At 65.9% G+C, this 14683-nt stretch carries 13 protein-coding genes and 1 tRNA gene; 9 read left to right on the top strand and 5 right to left on the bottom strand.

Annotation, left to right across the window (positions count from 1 at the left end; genetic code table 11):
- Positions 1 to 17: 17 nt before the first annotated feature.
- Positions 18 to 1148 (bottom strand): FUSC family protein, encoded by a 1131-nt coding sequence (locus ACVWY0_RS17940; RefSeq protein ID WP_485837873.1) that lies wholly within the window; start codon positions 1146 to 1148, stop codon positions 18 to 20.
- Between the two features lie 233 nt (positions 1149 to 1381).
- On the opposite strand from ACVWY0_RS17940, the gene pstS reads away from it, so the two are divergent.
- From pstS to pstB, 4 genes are all read left to right on the top strand, one after another.
- Positions 1382 to 2503 carry a phosphate ABC transporter substrate-binding protein PstS gene (pstS, locus tag ACVWY0_RS17935; RefSeq protein ID WP_485837872.1) on the top strand — a complete coding sequence of 374 codons (1122 nt, stop codon included), beginning with the start codon at positions 1382 to 1384 and terminating at the stop codon, positions 2501 to 2503.
- 102 nt (positions 2504 to 2605) lie between these two features.
- The gene (gene pstC / locus ACVWY0_RS17930; RefSeq protein WP_248763129.1) at positions 2606 to 3538 is read left to right on the top strand and encodes a phosphate ABC transporter permease subunit PstC; all 933 of its coding nucleotides are present in this window, start codon (positions 2606 to 2608) and stop codon (positions 3536 to 3538) included.
- Positions 3539 to 4651 carry a phosphate ABC transporter permease PstA gene (gene pstA, locus ACVWY0_RS17925; RefSeq protein WP_056347852.1) on the top strand — a complete coding sequence of 371 codons (1113 nt, stop codon included), beginning with the start codon at positions 3539 to 3541 and terminating at the stop codon, positions 4649 to 4651.
- 80 nt (positions 4652 to 4731) lie between these two features.
- Positions 4732 to 5511, top strand: coding sequence for a phosphate ABC transporter ATP-binding protein PstB (gene pstB, locus ACVWY0_RS17920; protein ID WP_485837871.1), 780 nt, complete (start codon positions 4732 to 4734; stop codon positions 5509 to 5511).
- Between the two features lie 109 nt (positions 5512 to 5620).
- Here the strand turns inward: pstB and ACVWY0_RS17915 are convergent, their stop codons facing one another.
- From ACVWY0_RS17915 to ACVWY0_RS17905, 3 genes are all read right to left on the bottom strand, one after another.
- Positions 5621 to 6634 (bottom strand): anion permease, encoded by a 1014-nt coding sequence (locus tag ACVWY0_RS17915; RefSeq protein WP_485837870.1) that lies wholly within the window; start codon positions 6632 to 6634, stop codon positions 5621 to 5623.
- 1 nt (position 6635) lies between these two features.
- Positions 6636 to 7253 carry a DUF47 domain-containing protein gene (locus ACVWY0_RS17910; RefSeq protein ID WP_485837869.1) on the bottom strand — a complete coding sequence of 206 codons (618 nt, stop codon included), beginning with the start codon at positions 7251 to 7253 and terminating at the stop codon, positions 6636 to 6638.
- Between the two features lie 268 nt (positions 7254 to 7521).
- A complete protein-coding gene (locus ACVWY0_RS17905) occupies positions 7522 to 8181 on the bottom strand; it encodes a hypothetical protein (RefSeq protein WP_485837868.1) in 660 nt (219 codons plus the stop codon).
- A 205-nt stretch (positions 8182 to 8386) separates the two neighbouring features.
- On the opposite strand from ACVWY0_RS17905, the gene ACVWY0_RS17900 reads away from it, so the two are divergent.
- Positions 8387 to 8459, top strand: a tRNA-Lys gene (locus ACVWY0_RS17900).
- A gap of 257 nt (positions 8460 to 8716) precedes the next feature.
- Here ACVWY0_RS17900 and ACVWY0_RS17895 read toward each other — a convergent pair.
- Positions 8717 to 9634 (bottom strand): ANTAR domain-containing protein, encoded by a 918-nt coding sequence (locus ACVWY0_RS17895; protein WP_485837867.1) that lies wholly within the window; start codon positions 9632 to 9634, stop codon positions 8717 to 8719.
- Between the two features lie 671 nt (positions 9635 to 10305).
- Here ACVWY0_RS17895 and ACVWY0_RS17890 point away from each other — a divergent pair.
- From ACVWY0_RS17890 to ACVWY0_RS17875, 4 genes are all read left to right on the top strand, one after another.
- A complete protein-coding gene (locus ACVWY0_RS17890) occupies positions 10306 to 10890 on the top strand; it encodes an HhH-GPD-type base excision DNA repair protein (protein ID WP_485837866.1) in 585 nt (194 codons plus the stop codon).
- A gap of 6 nt (positions 10891 to 10896) precedes the next feature.
- A complete protein-coding gene (locus ACVWY0_RS17885) occupies positions 10897 to 11901 on the top strand; it encodes a LacI family DNA-binding transcriptional regulator (RefSeq protein WP_485837865.1) in 1005 nt (334 codons plus the stop codon).
- A 114-nt stretch (positions 11902 to 12015) separates the two neighbouring features.
- Complete coding sequence (gene malQ, locus ACVWY0_RS17880) at positions 12016 to 14262, top strand: 4-alpha-glucanotransferase (RefSeq protein WP_485837864.1); 2247 nt, start codon at positions 12016 to 12018, stop codon at positions 14260 to 14262.
- Positions 14259 to 14615: an NAD(P)H-binding protein gene (locus ACVWY0_RS17875; protein ID WP_485837863.1), complete on the top strand. Its 357-nt coding sequence runs from the start codon at positions 14259 to 14261 to the stop codon at positions 14613 to 14615. Before malQ ends, ACVWY0_RS17875 begins: the two co-directional genes overlap by 4 nt.
- Positions 14616 to 14683 lie beyond the last annotated feature (68 nt).

Here is a 14683-nt window from a genome sequence, read left to right as displayed (position 1 = left end):
AACCACCGGCGCCGGTGCTACAGGCCGGGCAGCACGTCCCGGGCCTCGCGCGAATCCATGCCGGTGGCCTCCAGGAGGTCCACCATGAGCGGCCGGAACAGCATCACCACAGTCTCACCCTCAAGCCGCTCGACCTCCAGCAATTTGGGGTGCAGCCGCAGCGCGATCTCGCTGAAGTCCTGCCGGGCTGTCCGAAGATGGGCGCGGCGAACGCCGTCGTGCGTTTCCGCCAGGCCGAGCGACAGTTCATCAATCGCGGCCGCGGTTTCCTGGAGCACGTCGGCGATGTTCGCGGTGGCGTTGTCTGAAAGCGCGGCGTGGTTGATAGCGCTGGTCAGCCGGCGTGCGAAGACGCGGCTGTTCCTGAGCGCAAGGTCGATGAAGTCAAGGGAATTCTCAAGCCGGTCCAGCTCGTCGCGGTGCCGGCGGTGGGCCGGCGCGAGGGTGGCCACTTCACCGGAAGCGCGCAGGGAATGGCGCATCGCGTCCACGAGCGGCTGGCAGTTCCGGCCGCGGATCAGCGCGTGCCAGGCCTGCGTGGAGTCGCTTTCGGTCAGGGCGGTGGCGCACTCTCGAAGCACTTCGGCCAGTTCGTGGAGCAGCTTCCGGACATCCTTGCGGGGCTCCCGGCGCGGATCCTTCGGAATCAGGATGGTCACCAGGAGGGCGAAAAGGCCACCCACCACGGCGTCGAGGCTGCGCGTGAAAGGCCCGCCGTCCGGCGCCGGCAGCAGCACCACCAGCAAGGATTGCAGCCCCAGCTGCGTGGTGAAGATGTTGCCGCTGTCCAGGAAACGGGCCAGCAGGATGGAGAACAGAAGTACGACGGCGGCCTGCCAGATTCCGCTGCCCAGCCAGTGCAGCAGCAGATCACCGACGGCGATCCCGATGGTGCAGCCGAGGCCCACCTCCATCACCCGGCGCAGCCGCGGGTCGCGCGAGAAGCCCAAGGCGATCAGTGACGATGTGGCCGCAAAGAGGGGTCCAGAGTGCCCCAGGACGTACTCGGCGAAGGCGTACGCCCCCACCGCGCACGCGGTCATCTGGACGGCGGGGACAAGGGAGTTCCGGCTCCGGACCAGGCCGGTCCGGATGCGTCCGCGCAGGAAACGCCTGCTTGCTGATAGTCCTGCTGCTGCTGCGGCCATGCCCTCCAGTCTATTTGCCGCCCGGGCACCTAAGTCCGAAAGTGTGACGTGCGCAATGGTGACGCTGCAGTTGTAAGCCAATGTGCCGCCGTCGTTAATCTTCTGTTCACCTGCGGCCGCCCATCCCGTTACCTGCGGCCCATAAATTCATTGAAGGTACAAAACGTACGCATCGCGCTGCAGGGCGTCTCCGGTCCTGCCGCTGCTGAATATCCCTGGAAGGGGTACATCTAGTGAAGGCACTCCGCTTCGGCCGCCACGCGGCTATTGCTGTAATCGCAGCCAGCGCACTCGCGCTCACCGCCTGCGGTTCAGATAACGCCACGGGCAACACGCCTGCAGGCAACCAGACTTCTGCCGGCCCCAAGGTCACCGGCACACTGACCGGCATCGGATCTTCCGCGCAGGGCGCAGCAATGGACGCCTGGAAGACCGGCTTCGCCGCCGCCAACCCCGGCGCCACTGTGCAGTACTCCCCGGATGGCTCCGGCGCTGGCCGCAAGGCGCTCGTAGACGGGTCAGCCCAGTTCGGCGGCTCGGATGCCTACCTGAAGGACGAAGAGTTCGCATCCTCCAAGACCGTCTGTGGCCCTGACGGCGCAATCAACATCCCGGTCTACATCTCCCCGATCGCTGTGGCGTTCAACGTCCCCGGCATCACCGAGCTGAAGCTTGACGCCGCCACCGTCGCCAAGATCTTCCGTGGCCAGATCGCCAACTGGAACGACCCCGCCATCGCCGCACTGAACGCAGGCGTATCCCTCCCGGACCTGAAGGTCACCCCGGTGAACCGCTCTGACGATTCCGGCACCACCACCAACTTCACCGAATACCTTGCGGCTGCTGCTGCCGATGTCTGGACCGACAAGGCTTCCGGCGTTTGGCCCGCAACCCTGCAGGGCGAGAACGCCAAGGGAACCTCTGGTGTTGTCAAGACAGTCACCGACACCCCCGGCGCAGTGACCTACGCAGATGATTCCGCTGTCAGCGGCAAGCTCGGCGTTGCTCAGATCAAGGTTGGCGAGTCTTTCACGAAGATCTCCGCTGACGCAGCCGCCAAGGCTGTTGACGCAGGCAAGCCTGTTGAAGGCCGCTCCGCCAACGACCTGTCCATCAAGCTGGACCGCAAGACCACCATCGAAGGCGCATACCCGATCGTCCTGGTTTCCTTCCACGTTGTCTGCACCACCTACGACAAGCAGGAGACCGTTGACCTGGTCAAGGCCTTCGAGAACTACGTAGTTTCCGACGCCGGCCAGAAGACGGCTGCTGACTCCGCGAAGTCCGCACCGCTCTCCTCGGCCCTCGCCGAGAAGGCCGTCAAGGCCATCGAATCCATCAAGGTCAAGTCCTAGTACCTGTCCCTGAACCACGTTCCCCGCCACGCCGAAAGGCGGGGCGGGGAACTTTGGCTTGTAAGCTCGATTTAGGCACCGCCCACAACCGAAGGGTCTGGAATGACCGCCACCCCCCTGAGTAGTTCCCAGGGCGCAGGCCGCGCCGGGGATAAGATCTTTTCCGGCGCCGCCCTAACCGCCGGGTGCCTCATCCTCGCCGTCTTGTTCGGCGTGGCACTCTTCCTTGTTGTCCAGGCCATTCCGGCGCTCACCGCCCCGGCCGCCGAGATCCAGGGCGGCGAAGGCTTCTTCGCCTACATCTGGCCGATCGTTATCGGCACGCTCATCGCAGCCGTCATCGCACTGGTGATCGCAACACCCATCGCCATTGGCGTGGCCCTGTTCATCTCCCACTTCGCCCCGCGCGGACTCGCGTCCGGCCTTGGCTACGTGGTGGACCTCCTGGCCGCCATCCCGTCTGTGATTTACGGTGCCTGGGGCGCGGCGTTCCTCGCCAAGGAAATCTCCCCCGCCTACAACTGGCTGGCCGAGAACATGGGCTGGCTGCCCATCTTCCAGGGTCCGGCCTCTGCCACCGGCAAAACCATCCTGACCGCAGGCATTGTGCTCTCGGTGATGGTCCTGCCGATCATCACGTCCCTGAGCCGCGAAATCTTCCTGCAGACGCCCAAGCTCCATGAGGAAGCCGCCCTGGCCCTCGGCGCCACGCGCTGGGAAATGATCAAAATGTCGGTCCTGCCGTTCGCCCGTCCGGGCATCATCAGCGCCGTCATGCTGGGCCTGGGCCGTGCGCTGGGCGAGACCATGGCAGTTGCCCTGGTCCTCTCCTCCGGTGCCCTGACAGCCAGCCTGATCACGTCCGGCAACCAGACCATCGCCGCGGAGATCGCCCTGAACTTTCCCGAAGCGAGCGGCCTGAAGGTCAGCACGCTCATCGCCGCAGGCCTGGTCCTGTTTGTGATCACCCTAGGCGTGAACATGATTGCCCGCTGGATCATCACCCGGCACAAAGAATTCTCGGGAGCCAACTAAATGTCCTCCACTCTTACCCCCGTGCGCAGTAAGCGTTCAGCCCTCACCAAAGGCCAGCTACCCAAGTACGCGCCGTACGTTGTCCTGGGACTCGCGCTCATCGTGGGCGCGGCAATCCTGGCACTGATCGGGTTCAATGCCTTTGGCTGGGGCATCGTCTCGGCCATACTCTTCGCTGCCGGCCTGGTGGGCTGGAGCGCGGCGGTGGAAGGCTCGCGCAAAGCCAAGGACAAGCTGGCCACCTGCCTGGTGGTGGGCTCGTTCCTCATCGCGCTGCTCCCACTGATCTCCGTGATCTGGACGGTGCTGGTCAACGGAGTCCCCGGCCTCATCGCCCCGGGCTTCCTCACCAGCTCCATGAACGGCGTCACGGGCGTCTACGACAATAAGGCCGTTGAAGAGGGCGCCCCCGTTATCGGTGGCATCTACCACGCCCTGTTGGGTACCATCCAGATCACGCTGGTAGCCACCGTGATCTCCGTGCCCGTCGGGCTGCTGAGCGCCATTTACCTGGTGGAGTACGGCAACGACGGCCGTTTGGCCCGCGCCATCACGTTCTTTGTAGACGTTATGACCGGCATCCCGTCCATCGTGGCCGGCCTGTTCGCCGCAGCGTTCTTCTTCGCCGTGGTGGGGCCCGGTACCAAAACCGGTGCCGTCGCCGCCGTCGCGCTTTCGGTCCTGATGATTCCTGTAGTGGTGCGTTCCAGCGAGGAAATGCTCAAGATCGTCCCCAACGAACTGCGCGAAGCGGCCTACGCGTTGGGTGTGCGTAAGTGGCGCACCATCCTCAAGGTGGTTATCCCGACGGCGATCTCCGGCATCGCGTCCGGCGTCACCTTGGCGATCGCCCGCGTTATCGGTGAGACTGCGCCCATCCTGGTCACCGCCGGGTTTGCCACCAGCATCAACAACAACGTGTTCGGCGGCTGGATGGCCTCGCTACCTACGTTCATCTACACCCAGATCCTGAACCCCACCTCACCGGCCAACCCGGACCCGTCCTCGCAGCGGGCCTGGGGCGCCGCCCTGGTGCTGATCATCCTGGTAATGGTGCTGAACCTTGGCGCCCGGCTGATCGCCAGGACCTTTGCCCCCAAGACCGGCCGTTGAAAATTTTTTCAGCAGGCCATTCCGGTCCTCGCGGCCAAACCCTAGACTTCAATCCGTACCCCAGCAAGTGAAGGAACACCATGTCTAAGCGCATCGACGTCAAAGACCTGAACGTGTACTACGGCGATTTTCTGGCCGTGGAGGATGTCAGCATCAACATCGAGGCCAAGTCCGTAACGGCCTTCATCGGTCCCTCAGGCTGTGGCAAGTCAACGTTCCTGCGCACCCTGAACCGCATGCACGAGGTTCTGCCCGGCGCCCGCGTCGAAGGCGAAGTCCTGATGGACGGCGACAACCTCTACGGCCCCGGCGTGGACCCCGTGACCGTGCGTTCGCAGATCGGCATGGTCTTCCAGCGGCCCAACCCGTTCCCCACGATGTCCATCCGCGACAACGTGCTGGCCGGCGTGAAGCTGAACAACAAGAAGATCTCCAAGGGCGAGGCCGACGTCCTCGTGGAGAGGTCCCTCCAGAGCGCCAACCTCTGGAACGAGGTCAAGGACCGCCTGGAGAAGCCCGGATCCGGCCTGTCAGGCGGCCAGCAGCAGCGACTCTGCATCGCCCGTGCCATTGCGGTGGAACCGCAGGTGATCCTCATGGACGAGCCGTGCTCGGCGCTGGACCCGATCTCCACCCTGGCCATCGAGGACCTTATCAACGATCTCAAGGACCAGTACACCGTGGTGATCGTGACCCACAACATGCAGCAGGCCGCCCGCGTTTCGGAAAAGACGGCGTTCTTCAACATCGCCGGTACCGGCAAGCCGGGCAAGCTGATCGAATACGGGAACACCCAGACCATCTTCAACAACCCCGCCGTGAAGGCCACCGAGGACTACGTCTCCGGCCGCTTCGGCTAGTCCTCACCGCCGCCCAGCCACAAATACGCATCGATTGCTCCGGCAGCGCCCTTTTGACAGCTCAGAAGGGCGCTTTTGGAGCAGTCGATGCGGCGTTTAAAGCTTGCGCTCAGGCCGCCAGCGGCGACATAGCCAGGGCCAGCACGAACGCCCCGGAGGCGGTTGCCACGGGGGTCAGGACCCACAGCCCCAGAATCCGGATCACCAGCTTCCTGTTTGTCACGGAGAAGTTCTGGTTCTCGCCGGCGCCCAGCACGGCGGACGTCACGGTGTGGGTGGTGGACACAGGCCAGTGCAGTCCGATGGCGCCCACGAACAGGATCAACGCGCTGAAGATCTGGGCCACGGAGCCCCGCAACGGGTCAATCCGGGTGATTTTGTAGCCGATGGTTTGGGAGATCCGCCAGCCGCCAAATAACGTACCGACGGTGATCATCACCGCTGAGAGCAGCGCCACCCACATGGGCATAGTGCCGTCGTCGGAATATCCAGCCGCCAGCAGGGCCAGCAGCAGTACGGCACTGATCCGCTGGCCGTCCTGCAGACCGTGACCGAATGCTACGGCGCCGGCGGCGATGGACTGGCTGCGGCGGAAGCGTTGGTTGATCACGCTGGGCTGGGCGTAGCGCGCCGCCCACGTGACCGGGAGAACCAGCAGGAACGCGCCGCTGTACGCAACCAGCGGCGACAGCAGCAGCGGCAGAACCACCTGGAACAGCAGTGACTGGTCTACCCCGCCAACGCCGGGGCCACCCACGGCCAAGCTGGCCAGGCCGGCGCCGCCCAGCCCCCCCACCAGGGCATGGGTGGAGGACGCCGGGATACCGCGCCACCACAGCAGGACGCCCCAGACACAGGCGCTCGCGAGCCCTGCAACCAGCATGCTAAGGCCGCTGGTGCCCTCTGGAAGGCTGATCCAGGTCTGGCTGATGGTGACCGCCAGGCTGGCGCTGAGCAGGGCGCCCAGGAAGTTGAAGAAGGCCGCAAGCAGCACGGCCACGCTTGGCGTGAGCGCCCGGGTGCGGACCGCCAGGGCAGCGGACGTGGAGGCGTCCCTGAAGCCGTTCAGGAAGGCAAATCCCGCGGCCAGCAGAACTACGGCGCCGAAAATGACTGCGGTCACCTCAGGATTCCTTGACGATGATGCTGCCCACCTGGGTGGCAATGCGCCGCATGTCCTTGGTGACTTCCACCAACTGGTTGGCGATGTCCCGGTTACGGGAATACTGTGCCCACTTCATGTCCCGGATCATGTCAGCCACCCAGACCCGGTGGGTCCGTTCCGCGCGCTTTGCCAGCCGCAGGATCTCGATCCAGTAGTCCTCCAGGTCATCGAGGTTGTTCAGGCGGCGCATGGCGTCCACCGTGAGTTCGGCCTGCCGGCCGATGACATCCACCTGGTCTGCCGCCCGTTTTGGCAACCGCTCCAGCTGGTACAGGGACACAAGTTCGGCGGCACCGTCGAGCTTTTCGAGGGCTTCGTTCAGGTAGCGGGACAGTGCGTACATGTCTTCGCGGGGGAGCGGGTTCACAAAGCTTGTGCGCATGTGGGTGAGCAAGGCAAAGTGCAGCTCGGCGGACTTCGCCTCGTGCTTGTGCATGTCGTCCACCAACTTGGCGTGCTCAGACGCGGGGACGCCCAGGATCTCGGCCATGGTGGCGCTGGCATGCACAATTTGCTGGGCCATCTGGGAAAGCAAGGTCAGCCCTGCGGGCTCCTGGGGAAAAAGGCGCAGCTTCACGTTGGGATACCGGTCTCCGGGGATGTGCAGGGTCGGGGGCCGCCCACTTGTGACTTGACGCAGGCCAGCAGCTGATGTTGATTCTACCGGTCCAGTGCCCGCGGCCTGTAAACAGGCGAAAAAATGGTGCCGAACCGGATACGCCTCTCGGCGGTAGGCCGCTCTAGGCGGCTAATTGTTGAAGCCCGGGGGTTTCGCGGCTCGACACCAGTTTCAGTGTTCTACGTTGCCTGGCCCAAGTCAACATTGACAGATCGGCGCCGGTGGTTCAGTCGAGCTCGCCCAGCCGCCAGGCGTTTGCCGCATGTTCAAGGTCCTCGGCCGTCTTCACGAGCTGGTGCGAGTTGCGCGTGAGCTTGCTCGCGTGGGCCTCGTTGCCGAGCTCGGCACCGTCGGCAATCGTCGCCTGGCCGAGCGCCACCACGCGGCAGAACGCGGCGGAACGCTCCAGCGCGACGTCGAACTCGCCGTCGAACGCTCCGGAGAGAATGGCGTCAGCCATGGCCCGCATTTCCTCGGCCCCAGGTGGTTCAGCGGCGCCGGCCACCACATTGGAAACCTGCGCCGTGTCCTTGCCCGCGCGGAAATAGACCGAGATCCGTTCCGGGTCCTGGACAGTGGCGGCGCGCAGGGCGTACAGCCGCCAGAGGGCGCCGGGCAGCGAACGCGCCGGGCTTTCCGCCCACATCTCCGCGATGGCCTCCAGGCCCTGCTCGTCGGTCAGCTTGACCAGGCGTTCGGTGATGACGGGATCGTCGCTGTCGCGTCCGTGGCGCACCAGTGCCTGGGCGGCGAGGTGGGCGGCCTCGGAGACGCGCGCAGGATCGGGGCCGCCTGCGAACGGCTCAAAGTCGATGGGGGCGAACGGCTTGGGCTTGTGATGCCGGTTGGCTCCGCCGTAGTGACTGGGTCCTGCTTGTTCGCTCATGCCCCCCACGCTACTCCTGTGCCGCGCGGGAAATCGAGTACTGTTTGCAGCCGGGATGGACCTTGCCAGCGCCGGTGACGCTGTGCGGAATTCGGAACATACGACGGCGGCGGACAACCTGCGTGCCAAAGCCGCCCCGTGTGTGGGGTAAAGTATTTTACGTCCAGAAATGGACTGGGCTGATCGGTCGTTTGACCGTCGGCTGGGGCCTTTAGCTCAGTTGGTAGAGCATCGGACTTTTAATCCGTGGGTCGTGGGTTCGATCCCCACAGGGCCCACCCACTCGGAAGACCAGAGACACTTCGTCTCTGGTCTTCTTTCGTGTACACCCAGCACGGGCACGGGCACGGGCACGGGCATTGGCATTGGCGGTGGCCAACGTGGATGACCTGAGGATCTTGCAGGACAACCTCCGACGACGGGCTGACGTGACTGCCGTGCAATCCTCCATCTACGCCGAGGTCTTCAAACGAAGCACGCTGAGGTACCGCGACGGGATTCCGGAGGTGCCCGCGGTAGCCTGAGCCGCGGCAGCCTAATGCTCGAAATGCGTGTCCGGCGCTCCGCCTGGCAGGTTCGCCAGGATGCCCTCAGCCACCTTGCGGAGCTTGATGTTCCGGTGGCTGGATGCCTTGGCGATGATGGCAATTGCGTCGTTGTAGGAGCACCTGTTCTGCGCCATGATGACGCCGCAGGCAATGTCGATGGACGTCCGGCTTTCCAAGGCTGACTGCAGGTCCGACGCCCTGGTGCTGGCCGACTCCAACTCAAGGGCCAGCCTGAGGCCGCGGGACGCGAGGTCAGTGAAACTGCGGGCCTCGGCGATGACGTGCAGCGGGAACGCCTGGGGGCTGGCTGCGAAGAAGGCGAGGGCGGCCTCGGTGCCCTCATCCAGGGAGAGCCGCAGGCCCAGGACGCTGTCGAACCCGGCGTCCTGCAGGTGCCGCCTGTAGCGTCCCCAGCGGAAGTCGGAGGCCACGTGGTTCATGGCCGCGGTCCCTGTGCCGGTGAGGGCTTCGGTCAGGGGGCCTTCGCCGACCTCCTTTTCCAGCCGGGCCAACGTCGCGGTCCGCGTGCCGGTTCCAGCGGTGGCTCTGGAGCGTTTGGCCCGGCTCAGGACCAGGGCGCATTCGATGGGAACGCCGGCGAGCCGGCTCAGCGTGGCCGCTCCTAGGTGGGCCAGGATCTCCAAGGAGTCAGACAGGTCCTTCGAGCCGGTGACCAAATCGGGGATAAGCCCGTCGGCGCCGACCATCCCGATGGTGAACGCCTTCGCTGCCGGTTCCGCGCCAAGACGATCGCCCGGTGCCGGGTTGGGCCTGCGGTCCGGGATTGCCGCCGGCCCCGGATGCGGGGCTGCATGCTGGGTGGTGTGTTGGGCCGGATGAGCGGGCGCTGGCCTCCTGCCCGCCGACGCGTGTGCCTGGGAAGCCTCGGATCGGGAATACTTCACGTCCGCCTCCCGCCGGGACACCAGGAACTGATTGGAAGCGTTGGACGAATGTGAAGCGTGGAGGACAAAGGGCCGGCGACGGCTGGGGGAGAGGCCTTGGTCTCTAAGACCTCCTCGTCGCCGGCCCCGCTTTCTTCCCGGACCCGTTGGAGCGGGAAAGCGCGGCTGCCGAGTCGTGTATTCATCCTTCCCACAACCCCCTAGTGAGACATCCAAACCAGTGCGATTTGCGAGTCTTAACTCATTAGTCGACCGTAGTTCTGGCGTGGTCCCCGGCGACCGCGTAATCGGTACTTGTTTTTCAAATTAGGTAGTACTTGGTTTTTCGGAAGAACTACTCAACTCCGTGCTGATGAGTTCTCCTCCGCCGGCAAGATCACCATCGAGCCGGCGTTCAGCGTCGGACCCGTCCGGCGACGGAGTTTCGGCGCCTTCGTCGAACACCTGGAACTGACAAGCGAACTCGGTGTTTCCACGGTCCCGTACCCGGCGGCAACTTCGTGTCCTGGTCCATGATCCGGTTGGGGCTCGATTCCTAGGCAGGACCCGAGTTTTTTTTGTCCAGGTAATGCGGGTTTTTTTGTCCAGGTAATGCGGGCAAAACGACTGGCGAAGTCCCATTACATGGACAAAAACTCCAGGTCATGACGCAGGCCGCGGGAGGTGGAAGGATGAGGGCCATGGAACTGCATATCACCGGTGACCCGGCCGCCGACCAACTGCTGACCGATGACGCGTTTGCGCTGCTGACAGGCATGCTGCTGGACCAGCAGGTAACCATGGAATCCGCCTTTGCCGGGCCGGAGAAGATCCGGGCCCGGATCGGGTCCATCGCCCCGGCCGCGGTTGCCGCGTACGAACCTCAGGCGTTCGTCGACGTGTTCAAGGAACGGCCCGCGGTGCACCGGTTCCCCGGCTCGATGGCGGGACGTGTCCAGGCGCTCGCCGGGACGGTGCAGCATGACTGGGACGGCGACGCGACGCTGATCTGGACCAAGGGCGACCCGGACGGCCCGGAGGTGCTGCGCCGCCTGCAGGCACTGCCAGGATTCGGGGAGCAGAAGGCAAAGATTTTCCTTGCGCTCCTGGGAAAGCAGCGCGGGCTGAGCGCGACCGGCTGGCGCGAGGCCGCCGGCCACTACGGCCAGGAGGATGCCTTCCTTTCGGTTGCCGACATCGTGAGTCCCGAATCGCTCGCCAAGGTGCGGGCCAGCAAGCAGGCAGCAAAGGCGGCGGCCAAGGCTGCCAAAGGCTGACCGTTCATGGCAGTGACCATGAACGATGTGGCGAGCGTCGCCGGGGTGTCGTTGAAGACCGTGTCGAACGTGCTCAACGACTACGAGTTCATCCGGCCGGCCACCAGGCAACGGGTCCAGGACGCCATTGCCGCACTGGGCTACGAGGCGAACCTGACGGCTCGCAGGCTGCGCTCCGGGAAGACGCACATGCTGGGCCTGGTGCTGTCCGACCTCGCGGCGCCGTACTACGCCGAGCTGGCATCCCGGGTGATGACGGCAGCGGAGTGGCGTGGGTACCGGGTGCTGGTGGAACAGTCCGGCGCCCTGGAAGCCAACGAACTCGGCGCCCTGCAGGGTCCGCTGCGGCAACTGACCGACGGCCTGCTGTTTACGCCACTGGTGATGGGGGCCGACGCCGTCGCCTCCCACCGCGGCACCAAGCCGGTGGTGCTGCTCGGCGAGCACATTCTGGATCCCCGGCTGGATCTGGTCACCATGAGAAACCAGGGCGCCGCCCACGCCCTCACCGCCCACCTGCTGGCGGGAGGTCGCCGTCGTATTGCCGTGCTCGGCGCCCGCCCGGGCGAGTCAGCGGGCTCTGCTGGCCTGCGGCTCAATGGTTACCGGAGCGCATTGGAGGACGCCGGTGTCCCGTTTGACCCGGCCCTGGTGGCACCCGGGGAATGGCGCCGCGACGGGGGAGCAGCCGCCGTTGCCGGCCTCCTGGAGCGCGGCGTTCCGCTCGACGCCGTCTTCGGGCTGAACGACGCCCTCGCCCTGGGCGCCATGCACGAACTGCTCGTCCGCGGCGTGAAGGTGCCCCAGGACGTTGCCGTGGCGGGCTTTGACAACATCGACGAGGCACGGTTCGCCTCGCCGTCGCTCACCACTGTGTCGCCCGGCATGGACGAGATTGCGGAACGGTCCGTCGGGTTGCTGATCGACCGGATTGACGGGCTGGAAGCGATGGCAGATGGCGTTCACGCGGAGGCGGGCTTTGACCTGATAATCCGGGATTCGGCGCCCTGAGGGCTGCCGCCGGACTATCGTTGGCTGCAACAGTCGTGCGCGGGGGCGTGTTGCTCCCGTGCGTCAGCAAGCAATGTAAGTTCGGGCCCATCACACCAGACGAGGCGGACATCCATGAAGGCTCCAGACCAGCAGCACGCTCAAATTTTCGGAACACCGGTTCCACCGGGCAATGGTGATGCCGCCGGTCATGAGCCCGTGGACCGGCACCTGCTCCAACGTTTGGCGGACGCACATGGCGTGGGCACCTCGTTCCACGGCTGGGACGGGCTGCCGCACAGCGTGGCCCCGGAAACCCTGACCAAGGTTCTGGCGGCGCTGGGCGTCCCGGCCCACACGAACCAGCTGGTCGAGGCTGCCCTGGCCGAGGCGGAAGTGGCGCCGTGGCGGCGGATGCTGCCGCCCGCCGTCGTGGTCCAGCAGGGCCAAACCGCACTGGTTCCAGTCCACGTCAAGGACGGCGCCACGGCCCGCCTGAGGGTTGTGCTGGAGGCCGGCGCGGGCGGGCCCGTGGCCGCCGTCCAGCAGGACGTCTGGGTGCCGCCCCAGGAGGTGGATGGTGTGGCCACCGGCCGGGCCACGTTTGCCGTGCCGGAGGGGTTGCCGTTGGGCTGGCACACACTGCAGGCAGAGTCCGACGGCGTCACAGCCGAGGGCGCGCTGGTGGTGGTTCCGGCGCGGCTTACCACCGCCGATTCCTTGGTGGAGCGGCGGGGGTGGGGCCTGGCAACCCAGCTCTATTCCGTGCGGTCCAAGCGGTCCTGGGGGATCGGCGACTTCGCCGACCTCGCGGACCTGGCCACACTCAGCGGCGCCCGTGGCGCGGACTACGTGCTGGTCAACCCGCTGCACGCGGCGGAACCCGTGCCGCCGGTCCAGCCCTCGCCCTACTCGCCGTCCACGCGGCGCTTCTTCAACCCGCTGTACATCCGGGTGGAGGCCATCCCGGAAATCGCCTACCTGAAGCCGCGCAAGCGCGCAACAGTGGAAACGCTGCAGGAGCAGGTCCAGGCCCTGAACAAGGACGGCGAACGGCTGGACCGGAACGCCGTGTACGCCGCCAAGCTCCAGGCCCTGGAACTCCTGTATCACGCCCGGCGCTCGCCGGCGCGGCAGGCGGCGTTCGATGAATTCTGCCGGATCTCCGGCTCCGGGCTGGATGACTTTGCGCTGTGGTCCGCCATCCGGGAAGACCTGGCACCGGACGATCCGCTGTGGGCCGACCCGGACTGCGCGCTGGGATCCCCTGAAGCGGAGTCACTGCGCCGGAAGCTTGCGGACAGGATCGGGTTCCACTGCTGGCTGCAGTGGATCTGTGACGAGCAGCTTGAGAACGCGCAGCAGGCGGCGCGCCGGGCGGGGATGCGGCTGGGCGTGGTGCACGATCTTGCCGTGGGCGTGGACCTTAGCAGCGCCGACGCCTGGACCCTCCGTGAGGTCCTGGCGCCCGGGATCAGTGTGGGGGCGCCGCCGGACATGTACAACCAGCTGGGCCAGGACTGGAACCAGCCGCCGTGGCATCCCGCCCGCCTGGCGGAGGCCGGCTACGCGCCGTTCCGTAACATGCTCTCCACCGTGCTCCGGCACGCCGGCGGCATCCGGGTGGACCACGTGCTGGGCCTGTTCCGCCTCTGGTGGGTGCCGGCCGGCAACTCCCCGCGCGAGGGCGCCTACGTCACGTACGACCACGAAGCACTGATCGGCATCCTGGCACTGGAGGCCCAGCGTGCCGGCGCCGTGGTGATCGGCGAGGACCTGGGAACCTTCGAGCCGTGGGTGCGCGACTACCTCGCTGCCCGCGGCATCCTGGGCACCTCCATCCTCTGGTTCGAGAACGACGGCGATTCACCCCTGCCGCCGGAGCTGTACCGCACGCAGGCCCTCGCCAGCGTCAACACCCACGACCTGCCGCCCACCGCCGGCTACCTGGCGGGCGACCACGTGGCCCTTCGCAGCAGGCTGGGCCTCCTGGAACGCCCCGAGGCGGAAGAGCGGGCGGAACACACGGCCACGCTCGAAAAGATGATGGGTCTGCTGCGGGAACGCGGCCTGCTGCCTGAGGGTGGCGCCTCCTCCGAGGGCGTCCTCGGCAGCACCGGCAGCGAGGAACGCACCATAGTGGCGCTGCACCGGCTGCTGGCCCAGACGCCGTCGGTCCTTCTCGGCGTGGCCCTGGTGGATGCGGTGGGGGAACGGCGCGTGCAGAACCAGCCCGGCACCACCGAGGCGCTGTACCCGAACTGGCAGGTCCCGCTTGGCGGTCCGGACGGCACACCGGTGTTCATCGATGACCTTCCCGGCAACCCGCGGTTCAACGCTTTGTTGGGTGCGGTCTCGGAGGCGTTGGGGGAACCCCAATGACCGACCGGCCCGTACTCGTGGTGGGAGGCACCGGCATGCTGGGCAGCCAGGTTGCCACGAGGCTGCTCAAGCGCGGCAAGCAGGTGCGGGCGCTGGTGAGGCCCGGCTCGGATGCCTCCGCGCTCGAGGCTGCCGGGGTGGAGATCGCGCGAGGCGACATGATGGATCCCTGGTCGTTGCTGCGGGCCATGGAGGGCGTCGACACCGTCATCACCTCGGCTGCGGGCTATACCAGGCACCGCAAGGGCGACACCCCCAAAACCGACACGGTGGGCAACACCAACCTCGTGGAGGCAGCCAGCCGCTCGGGCGTCCGGCGGTTTGTCCTTAGGACACGCGTCAAAATAACCTAGGTTTTCATTGTTGGGGCGGGTAAGTTCGTGGTATGGCCGATAGTGTGCAGATTGCGGAGTCCGTAGCG

The organism is Arthrobacter sp. UYNi723 (genome assembly GCF_054057635.1).
This window is presented reverse-complemented; position numbering and strand designations above follow the sequence as displayed.